Source organism: Leifsonia stereocauli, from assembly GCF_038432415.1.
Taxonomy (GTDB): Bacteria; Actinomycetota; Actinomycetes; order Actinomycetales; family Microbacteriaceae; genus Orlajensenia; species Orlajensenia stereocauli.
In genome coordinates this window covers 826,950-845,518 of the sequence record NZ_JBCAUN010000002.1, presented here as the reverse complement: position 1 = coordinate 845,518, position 18,569 = coordinate 826,950, and the positions used below count along the sequence as shown (strand labels likewise).

The following is an 18,569-nucleotide window of genomic DNA, read 5'->3' as shown; positions in this document are numbered from 1 at the left end:
GAACGGATGACCGATGGACTCCAGCGCAGCAGCCACCGAGCACGCGAAGCAGCAACCGAACCTCCCCACGCCCGCCGAGGTCGAGCACGCCGAACAGCCCCGGCTCGCCCGTAGACTGGGCGTCGGCGGCAACGTGCTCATCACGCTCTCGTCCATCTCGCCGGCGTCGAGCGTCTTCATCCTCGGCGGCGCCGCCCTCGCCAGCTACGGCACCGGAGTGTTCTGGGCGTTCATCATCGCCGGCGTCGTGAGCATCATGATCGCCTTCTGCTACGGCGAGCTCGCCAGCGCCTACCCGGTCTCGGGCGGCGACTACTCGCTCGTCACCCGTGCGCTCGGCCCGGCCTTCGGCGTCGCCACGTTTTTCGTCAGCCTGGTCTCGCTGCCGCTCATCCTCGCGGTCTTCGGCCTGGGCGTCGCCGACTACCTCGGCGTCGCCATCGCCGGCCTCTCGCCACTCGGCACCGCCCTCGTGGTTGTGGCGCTGGCCACAGTCACGGCGTGCTTCAACATCCGTACCAACGCCTGGCTCACCGGCGTGTTCCTGTTCATCGAGTTCGCCGCGCTCGGCCTGCTCGCGGTGCTCGGCTTCATCCACATCGAGCGCTCGCCCGCAGCCCTGCTCAGCCCCGAGTTCCTCGACCCGTCGACGAATGCAGTGGCCCCGCTCGCCATCGGCGGCCTGCTGCTCGCCGTCACGCAGGGCATCTTCGCCTACAACGGATACGGCGGAGCCGTCTACTTCTCAGAGGAGACCAAGAACGCCACCCGCTCCATCGCCAAGGCCGTCATCCTGAGCTGCGTCATCACCGTCGTGGCAGAGGTCGTGCCGCTCACGGCCATCCTGCTCGGCGCATCGAGCCTGCCCGCGCTCTTCGGCGATGCCCTCCCTGTCGAGTCGTTCCTGGCCGAGAACGCCGGCGACACCGTGAGCCTCATCGTGCTCATCGCCATCGCGCTGGCCATCATCAACGCCATCATCGCCATCGCGCTCCAGGCGGGGCGCCTCCTCTACACGGCCGCCCGCGACAACGCGCTCCCCCGTGCCCTGTCGCGTCCGCTCAGTCGGGTCACCTCCGGGTCGCGCGTGCCGGTCGTCGCCACGGCCACCATGGGCGTCATCGCCCTGCTCGCCTGCTTCATCCCGCTCGACGTGCTGCTCACCGCCACCGGATCAACCGTCGCCTTCAGCTACCTCTTCATCGCGTTGGCCGCCCTGGTGAACCACCGTCGCAAGGCTACAGAGGGTGCCTACCGGATGCCGCTCTTCCCGCTGCCGCCGATCGCGGCGATCGTCGTCATCGCCGGCATCATCCTGAGCGCCGTGCTCGATCCCGCGCAGTGGCTCAGCCTCACCATCTCGGTCAGCATCGTCGCCGCCGGCTTCCTCTACTACTACGCCTACCTCCGGCCGCGCTCGGGCACACACCTCGTGCTGCTGGATGCTGAGGCCGAGGAGACGACGGATGCCGCAGCATCCGCCACCGACGACACCACCGCATCCTCCGCCAACGCCACCGCGGCTGCCGCACCGAAGGACCCCAGCGCATGATCGACCTCCTGCTCACCGGCGGACTCGTGCGCACCTTCGACGACGCCCAGCCCACCGCCGAGGCCGTCGGCACCACCGGCGGACGCATCACGTACGTCGGCCCCGGCGAAGACGCGCCATCCGCCCGCCGCACTATCGATCTCGAAGGCCGCCTGGTCACCCCCGGCATCATCGACAGCCACAACCACCTGCTGCTCGGTTTCGACGCGGATGCCGTCTCCCTCGAGGGCGCCGAGACGCTCGCGGAGGTGCGCCGCCGCATCCGCACCCTCGTCGACGCCCGCCCCGACCTCGACTGGATCTGCGCCGAGAACGCCGTCTACTCCGTCGTGGCGGGCCGTCGCCCACGCGCGTCCGACCTCGCCGGCCTCACCGACCGCCCCGTCTTCGTCACCACCTACGACCAGCACTCCGTGTGGCTCAATGACGTGGCGGTGCGAGCCCTCGGCATCCGTCGCGCCGACAGCATCGCGTGGGGCAACCCCGAGATCGACGCGGTCACGGGAGAACCCACCGGCTGGGTCACCGACTTCTACACGAGCGCCATGACCACCGCCGGCCTCGCCGCCCTGCAGCGCGACATCCCCATGTACTCGCCAGAGCGCCGCTACCGCAAGCTGCTCACCAGCCTGCGCATGGCCCGCGCCACCGGCATCACCACTGTGGTCGAGCCGCAGGTGCCGCTCGCCGAGATGGACCTGCTGTTCCGCGCCCGCGATGAGGGCGAACTCTCGAGCCGCGTCATCGCCGCCCTCTTCCACCCGATGGATGCGGATGCCTCCTTCCGTGCGGATCTGCGCGAGGCCGTCGACTCGGCCCCCGTCGACGCGCGCCTGCGTTTCGGCCCGGTCAAGCTCTACGCGGACGACGTGATCGAGCCGCACACGGCGTGGATGCTCGACGACTACGCCAACCGCCCGGGTCACCGCGGCCACCCGAGCGCACCCCTCGGCGAGCTCACCCGCATCGTCACCGAGCTCGACCGCCTGGGCTTCCAGACCCACACGCACGCCACGGGAGACGGCGGCATCCGCATCGCCCTCGACGCCATCGAGCACGCCGCCCGCACCAACGGCACCAGCGACCGCCGCCACGGCATCGTGCACGTCGAGTGCCTGCACCCCGACGACCTGCCCCGCTTCGCCGCTCTCGGCGTGACGGCCGCCATGCAGCCCCGCCACTGCTCCCCCGACCTCGTCGGCGGTACCTGGATGGACAACGTCGGCGAGCAGCGCTGGAGCCGCGCCTGGCGCTTCCGCTCCTTGACCGAGTCGGGCGCCCACGTCGCGTTGTCGAGCGACTGGCAGGTCGGTGAGATGGACCCGCTGGTCGGCCTCTACTCAGCGCTGACGCGGGCGGGCCTCGATGGTCGCTCGTCGTGGACTGGCGCCGAGCGTCTGGGCTTGGACGCCGCGTTGCGCGGCTACACGACCGAGGGCGCCTGGGCCTGGCACGCCGAGGACTCGCTCGGCGTCGTGCGGGTGGGCGCTCGAGCCGACCTCGTCACCTGGTCGTCGAACCTCTACGAGCTCGAGCCCGACCCTTCGCGCCTACTCGGTGAGCGCGCCGACCTCACGATCGTCGCCGGCGAGATCGTGTACGACGCGACGGATGCAGCCGCGCTGCCGGAAGCACCTCCTGCCGGCACGCACCACTGCTCGGCAGTGGCGTAGGGGCCAGGGCGCCTCAGCTGTCGCGCACGATGACGACGACCTTGCCGAGCGCCCTCCCCTCACCGTGGAAGGCGAGAGCCGCAGGCACCTCCGCGAGAGGGAACGTGCGGTCGGTGTGGATGTCGATCGTACCCGCGGCGCACTGGGCGGCGAGCTGGTCGAAGTTGCCTGCTCCCTCACGGACGAAGAGCACTCCGAGGCGTGTGCGGGTGAGGGCTCCGAGGATCGTGCCGACCGTGAGCATCCGGAGCATCGTTCGCAGGGTGCCGCCGACCATCAGACACCGTCCGTGCGGGCCGAGCGCTCGCCTGTACGCGAACACCGATCGCCGTGCGACGAGGTCGATGATGAGGTCGTAGGGGCCCGTGCGTGTGAAGTCGGTGCGCCGGTAGTCGATCGTCTCGTGCGCCCCCAGTCCTTTCATGAATTCAAGCTTCTCCGCGTTGTCGACCGCGGTCACGTGCATGCCCTTCGCCACAGCGAGCTGATCATGAAACTGCCCGAGCCGCCACCGGCGCCGTTGATCAACAGCCGCCGCCCCGGTCGCCCTGACGCTATGGCCTGCTGGGCGATTGCCCCCGCCTGCGGGATGGTGGATGCCTCGGCGAACGTCAAGGCAGGTTGCTTGGGCGAGAGCGCCGTCACCGGCATCACCGCGTACTCGGCGAATCCGCCGCGCTTTCGGATGTTGTCGCCGTACACCTCGTCGCCGACCCGGAACCCGGTGACGCCGTCGCCGACCGCGACGATGCGTCCGGCGATGTCGGATCCGAGGATCTTGGTTCGGGGGCGTCGCAGCCCGTCGAAGCGGGCGTAGCCGGGGCTGCCCTGCAACGCCTCCCAGTCCGACAGGTTGACCGAGGTCGCGACGACCTCCACGAGAACCTCGCCACCGCCGGGCACCGGCGTCGGTACCTCGAGGAGCTGCAGTTCATCGACGGAACCGTATCGTTCATAGACCCAGGCGCGCACACGACAACCGTAGGGGTTCGCCGCTCGCGCGGGAGGGAGCACTCCGGTGCGACCGGAGGAGGTTGTGCGTACTCGTGCTCGGGCACCATCGGACTCGACTACCCCGGATAGAGACCGATTTGCGCCGCCTGAGCGACCGATGCCGCGCCGAAGCGCTCGCGCACGGCGTCCAGTCGCGTGTCGCGTCGGAGCAAGAGTCCTGTCCTGTCGCGGAGCTTCTCGGCGTGAGTCCGGGCACGTTGCGGGTTGGCAGCGCCGTTACGAGGTTGATACCGGCCGCCGTCCCGTGATCACGAGCGACACCGTCCGGGCCACCGAGCGCGCCGCTCGGCGAGCTCACCCGCATCGTCACCGAGCTCGACCGCTTGGGCTTCCAGTCCCACACCCACGCGACGGGAGACGGCGGCATCCGAATCGCCCTCGACGCCATCGAGCACGCTGCACGCACCAACGGCACCCGCGACCGCCGCCACGGCATCGTGCACGTCGAGTGCCTGGACCCCGACGACCTGCCGCGCTTCGCTACTTTGGGCGTGACCGCCGCGATGCAGCCCCGCCACTGCTCCCCCGACCTCGTCGGCGGCGCCTGGATGGACAACGTCGGCGAGCAACGCTGGAGCCTTGCCTGGCGCTTCCGCTCCCTCGCCGACTCGGGCGCTCACGTGGCCCTCTCGAGTGGCTGGCACGTCGGAGAGATGGACCCGCTGGTCGGCCTGTACTCAGCGCTGACGCGGGCCGGGCTCGACGGGCGCTCGTCGCCCCCTCACCGAGCGCGCCGACCTCACGATCGTCGCCGGCGAGATCGTCCACGACGCGACAGATACTGCGTCCCTGCCCGAGGTGCCCCCGCAGGAACGCACCATTGTTCGGCCGCGGTGAAGCGGTCGCTTTGTGAGGTCAACCACGCCTACGCAATGCGAAGAGGGGGTGGGTCAGATTTGGCTCATATGTGCTATAATTGGCTCACTACAGAAAGGGAGTCAAAATGGATCTCGTGCATCCGGGGGCTGACCTCATCGGTCGGGCGGCCGCAAGGGTTCTCTGGCAGTTGAATGAAACAGATCGCGCACACACGGGGCGAGGAATTCAAGTTGAGGTGGATGTGCCGCAGCGCTCGGTCCAGAGAGCGCTCGACGATCTGGCATCGATCGGCCTGGTCCACTCGACGCGCATTGGGTCAGCGAAGTTGCACACTCTGAACAAGGATCACATCCTCTGGCCAGCCGTACTTGAGATTCTGGAATCTGGCCTCCGAGCGAGGGACCTGCTCGCTCGCTCAATTACCCGAGTCTCTGAGGGCCAGGCAGCCCTTGCTGGCTACGCTGAAGAGGGAGCAAACACCCCGTTGGCCCTCCTTGTGATTTGGCGAAATGACCCCGGCGATCGAGATCGACGACTCGAGGAATTCTCTAATGAAGTGAGTGTCGCCCTCGGAAACCCGGTTGAGATCTCAAGTTTCACAATCGAAGAACTGGCTAGCGAGATTCGCGACGGAAACCCGAACATCGATCGATGGGAGCGAGACTTCGAATCGCTCACCAGCGGCACCCCCATCTCGATCCACATCGCTTCCGCTCGAAAGCACCTGGGTCTGTGATTCCCCGATCTCGAGCCAGCACGGCCGACATAGCTTTCACTTCCAGATCCCCATATGGTGACCGTGTTAGATGAGTACGGCGGCATCCGAATCGCCCTCGACGCCATCGACGCCATCGAGCACGCCGCCCGCACCAACGGCACCCGCGACCGCCGCCACGGCATCGTGCACGTCGAGTGCCTGCACCCTGACGACCTGCCGCGCTTCGCGCAACTGGGCGTGACGGCGGCGATGCAGCCCCGCCAGTGCTCCCCCGATCTCGTCGGCGGCACCTGGATGGACAACGTCGGCGAGCAGCGCTGGAGCCGAGCCTGGCGCTTCCGTTCCCTGGCCGAGTCGGGCGCGCACGTGGCGATGTCGAGCGACTGGCAGGTCGGCGAGATGGACCCGCTAGTCGGTCTGTAGTCGGCCCTGAACCGAGCCGGCCTCGATGGCCGCTCGTCGTGGACTGGTGCCGAGCGCTTGGGCTTGGATGCCGCGTTGCGCGGCTACACGGCCGAGGGCGCCTGGGCCTGGCACGCCGTGGACTCCCTCGGCGTCGTGCGCGTCGGAGCCCGCGCCGATCGTCACCTGGTCGTCGAACCTCTACGACCTCGAGACTGAGCCGTCGCGTCTCCTCGGCGAGCGCGCCGACCTCACGATCGGCGCCGGCGAGATCGTGCACGACGCGACGGATGCGGCTCCCTTGCCGGAGGCGCCGCCCGCCGGTCCGCGTCACTGCTCGGCCGTCGCCTGAATCGGCTCACAGGCCAGTCGCGGCACTCATGAGCGCTGGGATAGGCAGCTCAATAGTGCCTCCGGCGTGTCGGCGGGTCGCATCGTGAGCAATCTCCGCGGCTGCGTCAGGATGATGCCTCGTGTCTGGGCGGTTGTCCCCCCTGCGCGGGCAATAGCCGCGATGCCGTGCCCGGACTCTCGTCGCAGGGGTGCCAGTCGCGTCAGCAACGGATGCGGCAGAGGCACGTTCGGGCCACTGATCAGGTTCACGCCTGCGGCTCACCATGGGCTATCACTCGATGGGTGCGCCAGACGTTCGCGTGGTTCTGGTAAGCCTCCCGGAACGATTCCGGGACCTGCTCGGGCCACTCGGCACGGATCTCCCGCTCTCCCCAACCGAAGGTGACAAGTGCTCTGTCGCCCCCGTACGTCTTTACGACGTCCTCGCGAACGTACAGCAGATGACCGTCCAACCCGTCTGGCGCAGTGAAGCTCATCGCTGCGAGGTGGCCGTCCTCGTCCACTTGGTTGAACCCAGCGGCGACCGAATGGAGACTTAGTAGTTGCGAGAGCCTTTGGCTCGGTACGTAGGCGAACGCCCGATTCTGGGAACTGTTGTGCCCTTCCCAGGCATAAGTGTGCGCTATCGCCTCAACTTCCAGTTCCCTGTGCGGCGGGGTGCTGGCGAGATGGGTGGCAATCCTCGCCTTGACGAACGCCAAGTAGTCGGCCCCCGGCAGATCGCCACCTTCTTCCAACCCGTGGAAGGGAACGTCCGGCGGATCGCCCGCCGGTGGTCCTGCCTGCCCCTCGGCATCGGCCTCTGGCCCCTCAATGATTTTGGTTCCTATCGGTGCCTCTGCGTCGACGACAGGTACCCGAATGTACTCGATATAAGGATCCTCGTTGCCATGAGGGTCCTGCGATTCGTCGTTTTCATCTCGCTCGACTCGAGCAGCGCCTGTGCCCGCAAGGTCATCGCCAGAGGTCACCATCCGGGTGTGCCACGGGATCTCCCCGGCAAAAAGGTAGTAGGCGGAAGGGAGATCAATGAGATCGCGGCCCGGATGTTCCTTATCGGACCACCACCGCAATAGCGCGTCGAGATCGTGCGGTGCGAGCGCGACGGTGTTGAACAGGCCGAACCCGCCGCGCTTCGCACTCTCGTCTTTCACGCTGAGCTCGGCGTGAACGAGTATCCAAGGCCCATGCTCGCCAGCAAGGTCCTCGGTGTAGAGGAGTTCATCGGGAATGACGACCTCCCCGTTGATGAGCCAATCGCCGTCGTCCGCCGGCGTCGGACCTACCCAACTAGGAATTGTGAGCGGCAAGGGTGGTGAGATTTGCGGAAAAGATGGGTCGATATCGACCTCCAGCCAATTGACGCGCTCCCCCCGCGCGCGCAGCATGCCAGCCACAAGATAGAACCCGATCCACCCGTATTTCTTGCCGTACCGCTCGACGGAGCCCGGATTTCGATCCTGATCCCGGTTGGCGAGCATCTGGTCGATCGACGCAAACTCGTTCTGGCGCCAGCCGAGGCTGTATACGATACCGAGTACCTGGTCGGTCGCGTTGCGATGACCTATGTGCTCGAAGTCGTAATTGGCGCGATCGGCGAATAGCCGCCCTAGGGTGTAATTGCCGAAGTCCGTGTGGATAGTACGTTCGACTTCGTCGTGCCGTGCGTCACCATCCGATAGAGGTTCGGGCATAGGGCCGTCCGCGAATGCGATGCCGTCCGCGGCCGCCGGGGGCACCGACTCGGGATAGTGCATCCGTCCAAACTCAATAGTCCCGGCAATGTAGTACCGAATCAGCCGGTGAAACGTGGGAGTGCATGCTGTGGCGCCGGATGTCGAAGCCACCAGCTTGTGAAGATAGAGCCTGAGCGCTTCCGCGAAATCGGCGTTCGACTGCTGGTACGCGGTGGCCACACCGTATGCGGCCGCCGTTGCACGCTCGCCCACATATGCGTCGTTGATCTCCAAAGCACCAACTGCGAGTTCGAACAGTGTTGCGGGGTCCTCGCGGCCGAACCAATATAAGGCCGCGGTTGCCGCATCGCGAAGATCTCGCACAGTGCTGGTGAGCATCCACATGAACCATCGGGCCCGCAGCGCATCCGCTTCACCCCGCTCCGCCGTATTCCGCCAACGCGCTGTCCACAAGCGGAGATCTTCCATCGCTCCGGCAGACGTTCTTGCAGCCTGGCCCCGGCGGGAAATGGTCGATGTGCGAAGCCATTCTGTCCAGCCAAGGTCGCGGTCAGCGACGGTCAGCGATCGAAGCACGGCGTCGGCAAAGATAGCGTTGAATGGGTGGTTCGGTACCGCCCGAACTGCTCTCAGCCGAGGCCAGAAGCCGGGCCGCCCAGATAGACCCTCAATGTTCTGCGTCCAGGCGTCGAGAGTACCGGAGTCGATGTCTCCGATCTCTAGGTCGGTCGCCCGCAGCAGCGCGGCATCCAATAGGTCGTCCCGGACATGCGTCCACAGCTGTCCGAGCCCGAGTCGGGGCAGCACGAAGACCAGCGCATCAAAGATGTCAATAGCGAGCGGGTGAAGTTCGTTCTGTGGGCCGGTGAATCTGGCAGCGATCTCCGGTGAGCTGAGCGACTTAGCGAACGCCTCGCCCCCGGCACCAGCCATCGCCGAAGCGACAATGTAGCCGGCTAGGAGGTCGTACACAACCGCCACCACCAGCTCACCGTGACCATCCGTCGGGTTCGTACTGCCACGGCTGGCTCCGTCGGATGTCTGTCGAATCAGAACGCCCTCTTCCTGAAGCGCGTTGAGGATGCTGTCGTCCCAGAGCCGGTTGGTGTCGCCGAAGATATCCTTCACTCGACTTTCGCTGACCTCGCGGGAGTTGGTCTCCCACATCTCAACTCCGAGCGCCGCTAGAGCGTTGTTGATATCAGCAGCTCGGATACGCGACTGACTGAGGGTCTCGATCCTTGCTGCGACGTCGTTGAGGTACCCGCCGAACATTGTATTGAGCGAAGGTGCGCGCCCCACGAGCCGAACTCGATCCTCTCTGGTCGGGTTCGTGACGGAACAAAAGATTCTCAACGTGATTGGGTGATCGAAGCGCTCGAGGGGTAGATCGACCCCCGCAGCATCGATCTTGAAGTGGTCAAAGTACGTCTCAATCGCTTCGGCGATTCCCTCGCTGAACCCGTTGAGAGTTACTGAATTAGCAACCGAAGTAGGAATTGCCCGCTCGACGAACGACGACCTGAGCGTGCAGACGAGGAGGACTGACGGGTAATCCTCCAGTAGCACTAGCGCCCGCTCTAACAGTGGCTTCCATTCGCTCGGATTCTCGGCCTCATTGAGCCCGTCGATAACGATGGGCAGCCGGCACTGGGCACGTGCCGCGGCCGCATCAACGGCCGCGAGCAGGGCCTCAAATGTCTCGATCTTCTTCCCATTAAGGGCCACTCGTCGCGAAAGATCGTCTAGGTCGTCACGGCTTCGAAGCTGGCGCCCAAAAAGCAAGACGCCAGCAGGCCGCGAATCGGTGGAACAAGTAAGGCTGGCGGCGAGTTGCGTCTTACCGTACCCGGCTTCACCGGTCACCGTAACGCACCGAACAGCGAGCTGGCCGAAGACATCCCTTGCCATCGCAGCGGCATGACGAAAGTGGATCACCAAGTTGCTACAGGCCAGAGCCGCCGGGTGATTGGCGGCACGAAGCCTGCGTAGCACTCGAGGTATCAATTTGGGTGGATCAGGAATCACGGCTTCACCGAGCTCTCGCCATGTGTGGTCCCCACCAGGCATCAGGTGCTCGTGAGCGTCCTCAAGGAGCTTCCGGAGAATCTCAGCGCTCTCGAGCAGCTGATCGAGATCCGCTTGAACGGAGGCCCCGAGCGGGCGCTCCTCAACGGTGCCCGCGATAATCGCTGAGAGGCGGGTGATCTCGGACCCGACCGCTTGAAGATGGCCCCACGCGTCAGGCTCGGCAAGCATTCGCCGGAGCGCCGACTCAGCCGTAGTCGTCTGATGAACCTCCGGGAACCAGCGCTCGCGCACATCAGCCAATGCGAGATTGCTCAACTTCTCTAGGCGTTCCGGCGTGAGGATCAAATCGCCGAAGTACGTCTGGCGCAGCAACTCCGCGTCACCGGTGAGGAGGTTGGCGAGATCCTCGGCGGTCTGGAGGTCAAGCGTCAGACTCGCTTTCAAGCCGTCCCACCACGGCTCGTCAACCGGTGCGAGCGGCCGTCGAGTACACAAGATCCAATCGGTGAGCCCTGGAATGTGGATCTTCGACTTGGCCAGCGAATCCTCGACGTCATCCTTGCGACCGTTGCCAATCGCACGACCCGCAACCAGGCTCTTCCACCACTTGGTCTGCCAGCCAAACCATTGGCCAGCATCTCCAAGGGCGCAGTCGGTGTTGAGCTTCAGATGAAACTCGACACCAGGCTGTTGGGAACGTGCCTGGAACGTCCCATACTTGCCGTACGTGCGTCGGATGGCGCCGCGCCACAGGAGTTCGAAGTTCGCAGTCTGGTCGCCCGGCAGTTCCTCGAACCGGCTCCAGTTAATCTCAGTCACTGGGTAGCCCCGGCTGAATTCCTGAAAAACGCTTCACGAGCCGGCGAACTTTCACTCATCGCTCATCAGCACGGCACTGTCGTGGTCGTGCATCGAGTAGATCTCGACTCTGGCGCCCTTCGCTATGAGCACCTTGACATACGCTAGAACGTCGATCTCTTCCGTTCGGACGACTACGTCAGCGTCCTGCGCCTCGACATGGGCATCGTAGAGAAACTGCTCGACGTCCGCGTGACCAAGGCTGTGCACGCCCGTGTCGCTCATCGCTTCAAGTAGTCGGTCGCTGAACATCTGAGGAGGCTCTCCGTATTCCAGGCGACCCTCGTCGCGCTCCAATTCGGCCGCTTCGGTGAGGATAGCGATTGCATCCCTCGCTACGCGCGCATCGTCAGTGCTCGCAAAATGTCCGATCAGCTTCAGATCCATTGAATGTTCCGTACCGTATCCACGCCAAACCTTCATCGCGCCTCCAGGCGTGCCAACCGTTGCAGTGCAGCCATGACGCCATCTTGCTCGATGGAGATACCGCTTCGCGAGTAGGAAGACGTTCGCACCGTTCCAGTCGCATCGATGTGGGCATAGGACCGGAGACCTACTTCGCGGGGCAGAACCTCTGCGATAGGCACTCCTAGATCGGCGTCACCCGATGTAGTGAGCGTCACCGGTCCCGAGTAGCCGAGGATCCAGTTCTCAAGTTCGCGCAGTGTGGTCTGATCAACTCCGCCTGCAGTCTTGGTTGGCTGCTGCGGAAGCAGTAGGAGTTCGGTCGCGCCGTACTCTTCGCCGAGCGACGCGATGGCGTCCAAGTCCCCGACGGTATCTTCATTGACTACGGTGTTGATGCCCCAACGGAAGTCGCCTGCGATCTCTTGAAGCGCCTTGCGCAGTCGCTCGAAGCTCCGGCCGCGCAACCGCTCGTATGTGCTTCCGGTCCCGTCGACGCTGACACGAACGAAGTTCACGGCTCCACGAAGGCGTGACACGAGAGCGGCATTCCAACGAAGTCCGTGGGTCGTCATAGTGATCGCGAGACCAGTGTGCTCCGCCACGTACGTACACACTTCAGGAAGGTGCTTGTACAACGTCGGCTCACCCCCGCCAAAACCCACCCCCAGTGCTCCCGCTCGGTCGAGGTCATCGACCCATCCGAGCAGACTATCCAGGTTAAGAACTGCGCGATGCTTGGGTGCATAACAGTAGGAGCACGCTAGGTCACACGCGTTCGTCAATGCGATGGACACCTGCCGGGGCGCAGTCGACCAAGCGTGCTCAGGAACTGCGACCTCGTCGAGAAGAAGATTGACACCGGACCGACGGTCGAAAAAATGTGCACCATCCGGTCCTAGACGGACTTTCACTCGCTTCTCCGATCGTTTGGCTCCGCTTGAGCAATCTAGTCAAAGCGGTGAGTGGAGCGGTCAACCGTGAGCGGCGTTGCGCTGGGCACGGGGGCGGTCGACTCGCTCCGACTGGGGGCCCGATCGCTCGCCCTCTTGTAGGAACGTTCAGCATCCTTGCGACGATTCGACCAAATTCGGGTCGTTGGAGCTGAATGCGCATGCGGGGTCCGCCCTGTCCTCGCGTTGCACGCGCGCCGGTCAACCAACGGACGCGGGCAGTCGGATGGCTCCCGTGGCGGTCGACTTTACCTGACGAGTTCAGCAGATGTCCGCGGAATCTCGAGCAAACCGCCCCTGTCGTCCGCATCCAAGAACGCCACCCAAGCCAGCGCCATGTTCGGGTCTAAGCCGTCGAAGGCAACCATCTCTCGCATCACATCGACGGAATGCCGGACCACCATGCCGCGTCCTTTGGCGTACTCGAAGGCGGAGCGGTCGTCCGTTATCACGATCGACTCGGAGTACTCCGACATCGTCCGAACCGCGTGAATGGTCTGACACTCGCCTAAGTGCTGCCGCGGGAGCAAAGCGGAACCTCCGAATACCGCCGTACGAAGAAGGTTAACCGCGGCAATGTTGTCGACACCCTCGATGCGGATTGGCGATCCGAACCAATCGATGCAATCCACTTCCTGCAGTTTTGGCACTCGACCGGCTGAGAGATCCTGCACCTCGTCGATTACGGCTTCACACGCGCGCCCCCGTGCCCCGAGATATGCCCGCAACGCCGGGAGCTGGTTCAGAAGAGCGAAGTTGACCAGGACTGTCGTGTCCGGCAGCAGGAAGGTACTCACAGCGGTCAGATGGTTTCTGGATTGTCCACCGACATGGCTGCGTCTGGAGCGGAGGGCCTGAGCATCTTCCGCGCGTCGTCTTCGCTTCGCTCGAGGAGGATCGCCACGGGCCCGATGGTGATCTCACCGTCAAGGTACGCCTGCACGGCAGCCATCGCCAGCCGCATCGGCGGCCGCAGCTGGGACGATGCCTGCATCCGTGCCAGGTGGCCCTCTATCTCGCCGATTGCGCTTGCCGATCGCGCGGAGCTGCCTCCGGCAAGAACCCGCCGTTGGTCCGCGTCGATTAGTTCTAGATTCAGCATTCGCCAAGAAAGAGCGACGGGTGAAATACCGAACCGCCAGACAGCGTCATCGAAAGCGTCAGCGGCATCACGGGAGTCGATGAGCTCCATCAACTGTTCCTCCGGCACCAGGAAGGCGGCGGCGAAAGCATCTGCGCGCTTCTCCTCGATCGACTTAGCGCCAGGGGTGAGGACCTCCTCCTCAATGAGCCCTTGCTCGGCGTCTCCGAACAGGAGGTGCCCTAGCTCATGAGCAAGGGTGTACCGCTGTCGTGCAGCCATGTCAGTAGCGCCAAGGACGATTGCCCGGAAGGCGCCGTCCTGATACGACAGCCCATCGCAGGCTCCGGGCAGACGTGTGACAATCACATCGATACCGAACCGGTCTTCGACCGCATCGACGAGATCGGCAATGGGCAGGTCGAGCACGCTTCGACCGAGTTGCTGTGTAGCGGCATCCGCCATCTCTGAAGCAGCCGCGACAAATGACCATCCTCCCGGCACTGCCGGCCACTCAACTGCTGCCGGGGCGAGATCGAGCACTTCAAGCCCTTGGTAACGCTCCGCGACTGTCCCAAGCACGTCGCGACCTGCGGTGGTTGCAACCGCCCGGGCATCGAGCGCAGACCGGTGGGCGAACACCATCGAGCGGGGTTCGACACCGGAAAGCAGCCACTCCACAGTCCGGCCACCGACTTCAGCGATTCGCGCAAGCTCGGAGGAGGAGAGTCGACGACGCCCTCGGAGCGACTTCGTCAACTTCGATTCGTCGAGTTGAATCTGCTCGGCAAACGCTCGCTGCGTTGAACCGATTTGGTCGATGATCTGACGGACTCGGGCGATCATTTCATCGTCCATGGCACGAACTATATCACCGCTTGCGATTATCGCAAGCACCCTGACCAAATCCGACTTACATCGGTGTAGCTTCTAGTACATAATCGCAATCTGGGCTCGGCCCTAGCGAGCAAGGCCTCATCAGATGGCATTGCAGCCCAGATCGCAGTCTCCTGGAACAGCCCTGTATGCCGGGCCCCCACCGAACGAGGGCGCAGCTGGGCATTCGTGGCGAAGACTGCGGACCAGCGAGTCCCATAGCACCCGCCCGCGGTAAAGCCCGATGAGCGTGCGCCAATCGCTACAAGTCCCCGCTGTGCCAGATACAGGCCCAACTACTTGGGCACAGTCAACTTCCGTGGGTCGAGCAACATGCGCCCTTCACGAACTGCACTGGGAACTAGAAGTCCCAGTCCTCGTCCTCGGTCGACACGGCCTTGCCGATCACGTACGACGAGCCTGAGCCCGAGAAGAAGTCGTGGTTCTCGTCGGCGTTCGGGGAGAGCGCCGAGAGGATGGCGGGGTTCACATCCGTCACAGTCTTCGGGAACATCGGCTCGTAGCCCAGGTTCATCAGGGCCTTGTTGGCGTTGTAGTGCAGGAACTTCTTCACGTCTTCGGTGAGACCGACGCCGTCGTAGAGGTCCTGCGTGTACTGCACCTCGTTGTCGTAGAGCTCGTACATGAGGCTGAAGGTGTAGTCCTTCAGCTCGTCGCGCTCGGCCTGGCTGACCTTCTCGAGGCCCTTCTGGAACTTGTAGCCGATGTAGTACCCGTGCACGGCCTCGTCACGGATGATCAGACGGATGAGGTCTGCCGTGTTGGTGAGCTTGGCGCGCGACGACCAGTACATCGGCAGGTAGAAGCCCGAGTAGAACAGGAACGACTCGAGCAGCGTCGAGGCGATCTTGCGCTTCAGCGGGGAGTCGCCCTGGTAGTACTCCATGACGATGGCGGCCTTCTTCTGAAGGTTCTCGTTCTCAACGCTCCAGCGGAACGCCTCGTCGATCTCCTTCGTCGAGCACAGCGTCGAGAAGATCGACGAGTAGCTCTTCGCGTGCACCGACTCCATGAACGCGATGTTCGTGTAGACGGCCTCCTCGTGCGGGGTGATCGCATCCGGAATCAGCGAGACGGCGCCCACGGTGCCCTGGATCGTGTCGAGCAGGGTGAGGCCCGTGAACACGCGCATCGTGAGGGTCTGCTCCTCCTGGGTGAGCGTGTTCCACGACTGGATGTCGTTCGACAGCGGCACCTTCTCGGGCAGCCAGAAGTTGTTCACGAGGCGGTTCCACACGTCGACGTCTTTGTCGTCCTGGATCTTGTTCCAGTTGATCGCTTCGACGTGCGAGACCAGCTTGAGCTTGTCGGGGGTCATGATCTTCTCTTCTTCGTGAACGGATGCTGCCGGGTGATGCGGGTGGTGCGTTGTCGTGCGGGTGACGGATGCGGCTCCTCGAGGAACCGCCTCCGTCACCGGAGTACTACAGAGCGCAGGAGACGCACATCTCGAGCTCGGTGCCCTCGAGGGCCATCTGACGCAGGCGGATGTAGTAGATCGTCTTGATCCCCTTCTTCCATGCGTAGATCTGCGCCTTGTTGATGTCGCGCGTGGTGGCGGTGTCCTTGAAGAACAGCGTGAGCGAGAGGCCCTGGTCGACGTGCTGCGTTGCCGCAGCGTAGGTGTCGATGACCTTCTCGGCTCCGATCTCGTAGGCGTCCTGGTAGTAGTCCAGGTTGTCGTTCGTCATGAACGGCGCCGGGAAGTACACGCGGCCCAGCTTGCCTTCCTTGCGGATCTCGATCTTCGCGGCGATCGGGTGGATCGACGCGGTCGAGTTGTTGATGTACGAGATCGACCCGGTCGGAGGCACGGCCTGCAGGTTCTGGTTGTAGATGCCGTACTGCTGAACGGATGCCTTCAGCTCGCGCCAGTCGTCCTGCGTGGGGATGTGCACGCCCGACTGCTCGAACAGCTCAGCACCGCGGGCGGTCGACGGAAGCCACTCGGCGTCCGTGTACTTATCGAAGAACTCTCCCGACGCGTACTTGGAGTCCTCGAAGCCCACGAAGGCCTCACCGCGCTCCTTGGCAATGTTGTTCGACGCGCGGAGGGCGTGGAACAACACCGTGTAGAAGTAGATGTTCGTGAAGTCGATGCCCTCTTCGGATCCGTAGAAGATGCGCTCACGAGCGAGGTAGCCGTGCAGGTTCATCTGGCCGAGGCCGATGGCGTGGCTCTTGTCGTTGCCGTCTTCGATCGAGCGAACGGATGCGATGTGGCTCATGTTCGAGACGGCGGTGAGGCCGCGGATGGCGGTCTCGACGGTGCTGCCGAAGTCGGGCGAGTCCATGGTGAGGGCGATGTTCAGCGAACCGAGGTTGCAGCTGATGTCCTTGCCGATGACGTTGTAGCTGAGGTCCTCGTTGTAGGTCGTGGGGGTGTTGACCTGGAGAATCTCGCTGCAGAGGTTCGACATGTTGATGCGGCCCTTGATGGGGTTCGCCTTATTCACCGTGTCTTCGAACACGATGTAGGGGTAGCCGCTCTCGAACTGGATCTCGGCGAGGGTCTGGAAGAACTCACGCGCGTTGATCTTGGTCTTCTTGATGCGCGGGTCGTCGACCATCTCGCGGTACTTCTCGCTGATCGAGATGTCGCCGAAGGGGAGGCCGTAGACCTTCTCGACGTCGTACGGGGAGAACAGGTACATGTCCTCGCCGTTCTTGGCGAGCTCGAAGGTGATGTCGGGAACGACGACACCGAGCGACAGGGTCTTGATGCGGATCTTCTCGTCGGCGTTCTCACGCTTGGTGTCGAGGAACTTCATGATGTCGGGGTGGTGCGCGCTGAGGTACACAGCGCCGGCACCCTGACGGGCACCGAGCTGGTTGGCGTAGCTGAAGGAGTCTTCGAGGAGCTTCATCACGGGGATGATGCCGCTGGACTGGTTCTCGATCTGCTTGATCGGGGCGCCGGCCTCGCGGATGTTCGAGAGCGAGAGGGCCACGCCGCCACCGCGCTTGGAGAGCTGCAGGGCGGAGTTGATGCCGCGCGAGATCGACTCCATGTTGTCTTCGATGCGCAGCAGGAAGCAGGAGACGAGCTCACCGCGCTGCGCCTTGCCCGTGTTGAGGAACGTGGGGGTGGCCGGCTGGAAGCGGCCGCCGATGATCTCCTCGACGAGGTTCACGGCGAGCTTCTCGTCGCCCTGGGCGAGGCCGAGCGCGGTCATGACGACGCGGTCCTCGAAGCGCTCGAGGTAGCGCTTGCCGTCGAAGGTCTTGAGCGTGTAGCTCGTGTAGTACTTGAACGCACCGAGGAAGGTGTCGAAGCGGAACTTCTTCGAGTAGGCCAGGTCGTTGAGGCTGGTGATGAACTCGAACGAGTACTGGTCGAGCACTGCAGCCTCGTAGTACTCCTTCTCGACGAGGTAGTCGAGGCGCTCCTTGAGCGAGTGGAAGAACACGGTGTTCTGGTTCACGTGCTGCAGGAAGTACTCCCGCGCTGCCTCGCGATCCTTGTCGAACTGGATCTGCCCGTCGTCGCCGTAGAGGTTGAGCATCGCGTTGAGCGAGTGGTAGTCCATGCCCACGCGCGGTGCGTCGATCACGGCTACGCCGCTGTCAGTTGCGTTGACCAAAATGCTTCCAATCCTTCGTTGACGGCGGTGACGTCGTCGGGTGTTCCGAATACTTCGAATCGATAGAGGTGCGGCACGTGGCACTTGGCCGCGATGATGTCCCCAGCAAGGCAGTAGCCCTCGCCGAAGTTGGTGTTGCCTGCGCCGATCACGCCGCGGATCAGCATCCGGTTGCCCGGATCATTGAGAAAACGGATGACCTGCTTGGGTACTGCGCCGTCCCCGTCTCCCCCGCCATAGGTGGGGAGGACGAGCACGTAGGGTTCGTGCACGGTCAGCGGAGCTTCCCGCGGGTAGAGCGGGATGCGTGCTGCCGGTCGGCCGAGCTTCTGGATGAATCGGTGCGTGTTGCCCGAGACGCTCGAGAAGTAGACCAGGTTGACGTGGTCGTCGCCGGCTGCGGTCGCGTTGGTGACGGTGCTGGCTGCGTTGGTGTTTCCGTTGCCGGCGACGTCAGCGCCGGCGGCGTTCGTGGGGGTGTTCATGGTGCGGCCCGATGAGAGGGCGGCGTTGATGGTGACCACCGGCATC

At 64.0% G+C, this 18,569-nt stretch carries 16 protein-coding genes; 6 read left to right on the top strand and 10 right to left on the bottom strand.

Translation table 11 applies throughout. The annotated features are described in order from the left end of the window. Positions 1-13: 13 nt before the first annotated feature. Entirely contained in the window at positions 14-1,552 is a 1,539-nt protein-coding gene (locus AADV74_RS12800) for an APC family permease (RefSeq protein WP_342114646.1), read from the top strand. After that, positions 1,549-3,225, top strand: coding sequence for an amidohydrolase (locus AADV74_RS12795; protein WP_342114644.1), 1,677 nt, complete (start codon positions 1,549-1,551; stop codon positions 3,223-3,225). The genes AADV74_RS12800 and AADV74_RS12795 overlap by 4 nt, the downstream gene beginning before the upstream one ends. A gap of 13 nt (positions 3,226-3,238) precedes the next feature. Here AADV74_RS12795 and AADV74_RS12790 read toward each other — a convergent pair whose 3' ends face one another. Both AADV74_RS12790 and AADV74_RS12785 read right to left on the bottom strand, forming a co-directional pair. Further along, positions 3,239-3,685 (bottom strand): zinc-binding dehydrogenase, encoded by a 447-nt coding sequence (locus tag AADV74_RS12790; protein ID WP_342114642.1) that lies wholly within the window; start codon positions 3,683-3,685, stop codon positions 3,239-3,241. After that, positions 3,682-4,197: an alcohol dehydrogenase catalytic domain-containing protein gene (locus AADV74_RS12785; RefSeq protein WP_342114640.1), complete on the bottom strand. Its 516-nt coding sequence runs from the start codon at positions 4,195-4,197 to the stop codon at positions 3,682-3,684. Before AADV74_RS12785 ends, AADV74_RS12790 begins: the two co-directional genes overlap by 4 nt. A 365-nt stretch (positions 4,198-4,562) precedes the next feature. Between AADV74_RS12785 and AADV74_RS12780 the strand changes: the two genes are divergently transcribed. The 4 genes from AADV74_RS12780 to AADV74_RS12765 are packed head-to-tail and all read left to right on the top strand — an operon-like array spanning position 4,563 to position 6,530. After that, positions 4,563-5,249: an amidohydrolase family protein gene (locus AADV74_RS12780; protein WP_342114638.1), complete on the top strand. Its 687-nt coding sequence runs from the start codon at positions 4,563-4,565 to the stop codon at positions 5,247-5,249. After that, on the top strand, positions 5,183-5,794 hold the full coding sequence (locus AADV74_RS12775; protein ID WP_342114635.1) for a hypothetical protein: 612 nt from the start codon (positions 5,183-5,185) through the stop codon (positions 5,792-5,794). The genes AADV74_RS12780 and AADV74_RS12775 overlap by 67 nt, the downstream gene beginning before the upstream one ends. Positions 5,795-5,848: 54 nt before the next feature. After that, positions 5,849-6,199 (top strand): amidohydrolase family protein, encoded by a 351-nt coding sequence (locus AADV74_RS12770; protein WP_342114633.1) that lies wholly within the window; start codon positions 5,849-5,851, stop codon positions 6,197-6,199. Positions 6,200-6,224: 25 nt separating this feature from the next. Next, positions 6,225-6,530, top strand: a complete 306-nt coding sequence (locus tag AADV74_RS12765) for a hypothetical protein (protein ID WP_342114632.1) — start codon at positions 6,225-6,227, stop codon at positions 6,528-6,530. 247 nt (positions 6,531-6,777) lie between these two features. Here AADV74_RS12765 and AADV74_RS12760 read toward each other — a convergent pair whose 3' ends face one another. The 8 genes from AADV74_RS12760 to nrdI all read right to left on the bottom strand — a co-directional run bounded on the left by AADV74_RS12760 (position 6,778) and on the right by nrdI (position 18,523). Beyond that, the gene (locus AADV74_RS12760) at positions 6,778-11,079 is read right to left on the bottom strand and encodes an NACHT domain-containing protein (protein WP_342114630.1); all 4,302 of its coding nucleotides are present in this window, start codon (positions 11,077-11,079) and stop codon (positions 6,778-6,780) included. 51 nt (positions 11,080-11,130) lie between these two features. Next, complete coding sequence (locus tag AADV74_RS12755) at positions 11,131-11,505, bottom strand: DUF6375 family protein (protein ID WP_342114628.1); 375 nt, start codon at positions 11,503-11,505, stop codon at positions 11,131-11,133. A 32-nt stretch (positions 11,506-11,537) separates the two neighbouring features. Next, entirely contained in the window at positions 11,538-12,320 is a 783-nt protein-coding gene (locus tag AADV74_RS12750; RefSeq protein ID WP_342114626.1) for a radical SAM protein, read from the bottom strand. A 404-nt stretch (positions 12,321-12,724) separates the two neighbouring features. Continuing rightward, positions 12,725-13,273 carry a hypothetical protein gene (locus tag AADV74_RS12745; protein WP_342114624.1) on the bottom strand — a complete coding sequence of 183 codons (549 nt, stop codon included), beginning with the start codon at positions 13,271-13,273 and terminating at the stop codon, positions 12,725-12,727. Between the two features lie 5 nt (positions 13,274-13,278). After that, positions 13,279-14,415: a helix-turn-helix domain-containing protein gene (locus AADV74_RS12740; protein WP_342114622.1), complete on the bottom strand. Its 1,137-nt coding sequence runs from the start codon at positions 14,413-14,415 to the stop codon at positions 13,279-13,281. Between the two features lie 379 nt (positions 14,416-14,794). After that, complete coding sequence (nrdF, locus tag AADV74_RS12735; protein ID WP_055824765.1) at positions 14,795-15,772, bottom strand: class 1b ribonucleoside-diphosphate reductase subunit beta; 978 nt, start codon at positions 15,770-15,772, stop codon at positions 14,795-14,797. 106 nt (positions 15,773-15,878) lie between these two features. Continuing rightward, entirely contained in the window at positions 15,879-17,984 is a 2,106-nt protein-coding gene (nrdE, locus tag AADV74_RS12730) for a class 1b ribonucleoside-diphosphate reductase subunit alpha (RefSeq protein ID WP_342115187.1), read from the bottom strand. Positions 17,985-18,010: 26 nt separating this feature from the next. Then, entirely contained in the window at positions 18,011-18,523 is a 513-nt protein-coding gene (gene nrdI, locus AADV74_RS12725) for a class Ib ribonucleoside-diphosphate reductase assembly flavoprotein NrdI (RefSeq protein ID WP_342115185.1), read from the bottom strand. Positions 18,524-18,569: the final 46 nt, after the last annotated feature.

Coding starts and splice junctions, on each gene's coding strand:
- AADV74_RS12800 (WP_342114646.1), top strand. CDS start 14: ATGGACTCCAGCGCAGCAGCCACCGAGCACGCGAAGCAGCAACCGAAC.
- AADV74_RS12795 (WP_342114644.1), top strand. CDS start 1,549: ATGATCGACCTCCTGCTCACCGGCGGACTCGTGCGCACCTTCGACGAC.
- AADV74_RS12775 (WP_342114635.1), top strand. CDS start 5,183: ATGGATCTCGTGCATCCGGGGGCTGACCTCATCGGTCGGGCGGCCGCA.
- AADV74_RS12770 (WP_342114633.1), top strand. CDS start 5,849: ATGGTGACCGTGTTAGATGAGTACGGCGGCATCCGAATCGCCCTCGAC.
- AADV74_RS12765 (WP_342114632.1), top strand. CDS start 6,225: ATGGCCGCTCGTCGTGGACTGGTGCCGAGCGCTTGGGCTTGGATGCCG.
- AADV74_RS12755 (WP_342114628.1), bottom strand. CDS start 11,505: ATGGATCTGAAGCTGATCGGACATTTTGCGAGCACTGACGATGCGCGC.
- AADV74_RS12740 (WP_342114622.1), bottom strand. CDS start 14,415: ATGGACGATGAAATGATCGCCCGAGTCCGTCAGATCATCGACCAAATC.
- nrdF (WP_055824765.1), bottom strand. CDS start 15,772: ATGACCCCCGACAAGCTCAAGCTGGTCTCGCACGTCGAAGCGATCAAC.
- nrdE (WP_342115187.1), bottom strand. CDS start 17,984: ATGGACTACCACTCGCTCAACGCGATGCTCAACCTCTACGGCGACGAC.
- nrdI (WP_342115185.1), bottom strand. CDS start 18,523: ATGAACACCCCCACGAACGCCGCCGGCGCTGACGTCGCCGGCAACGGA.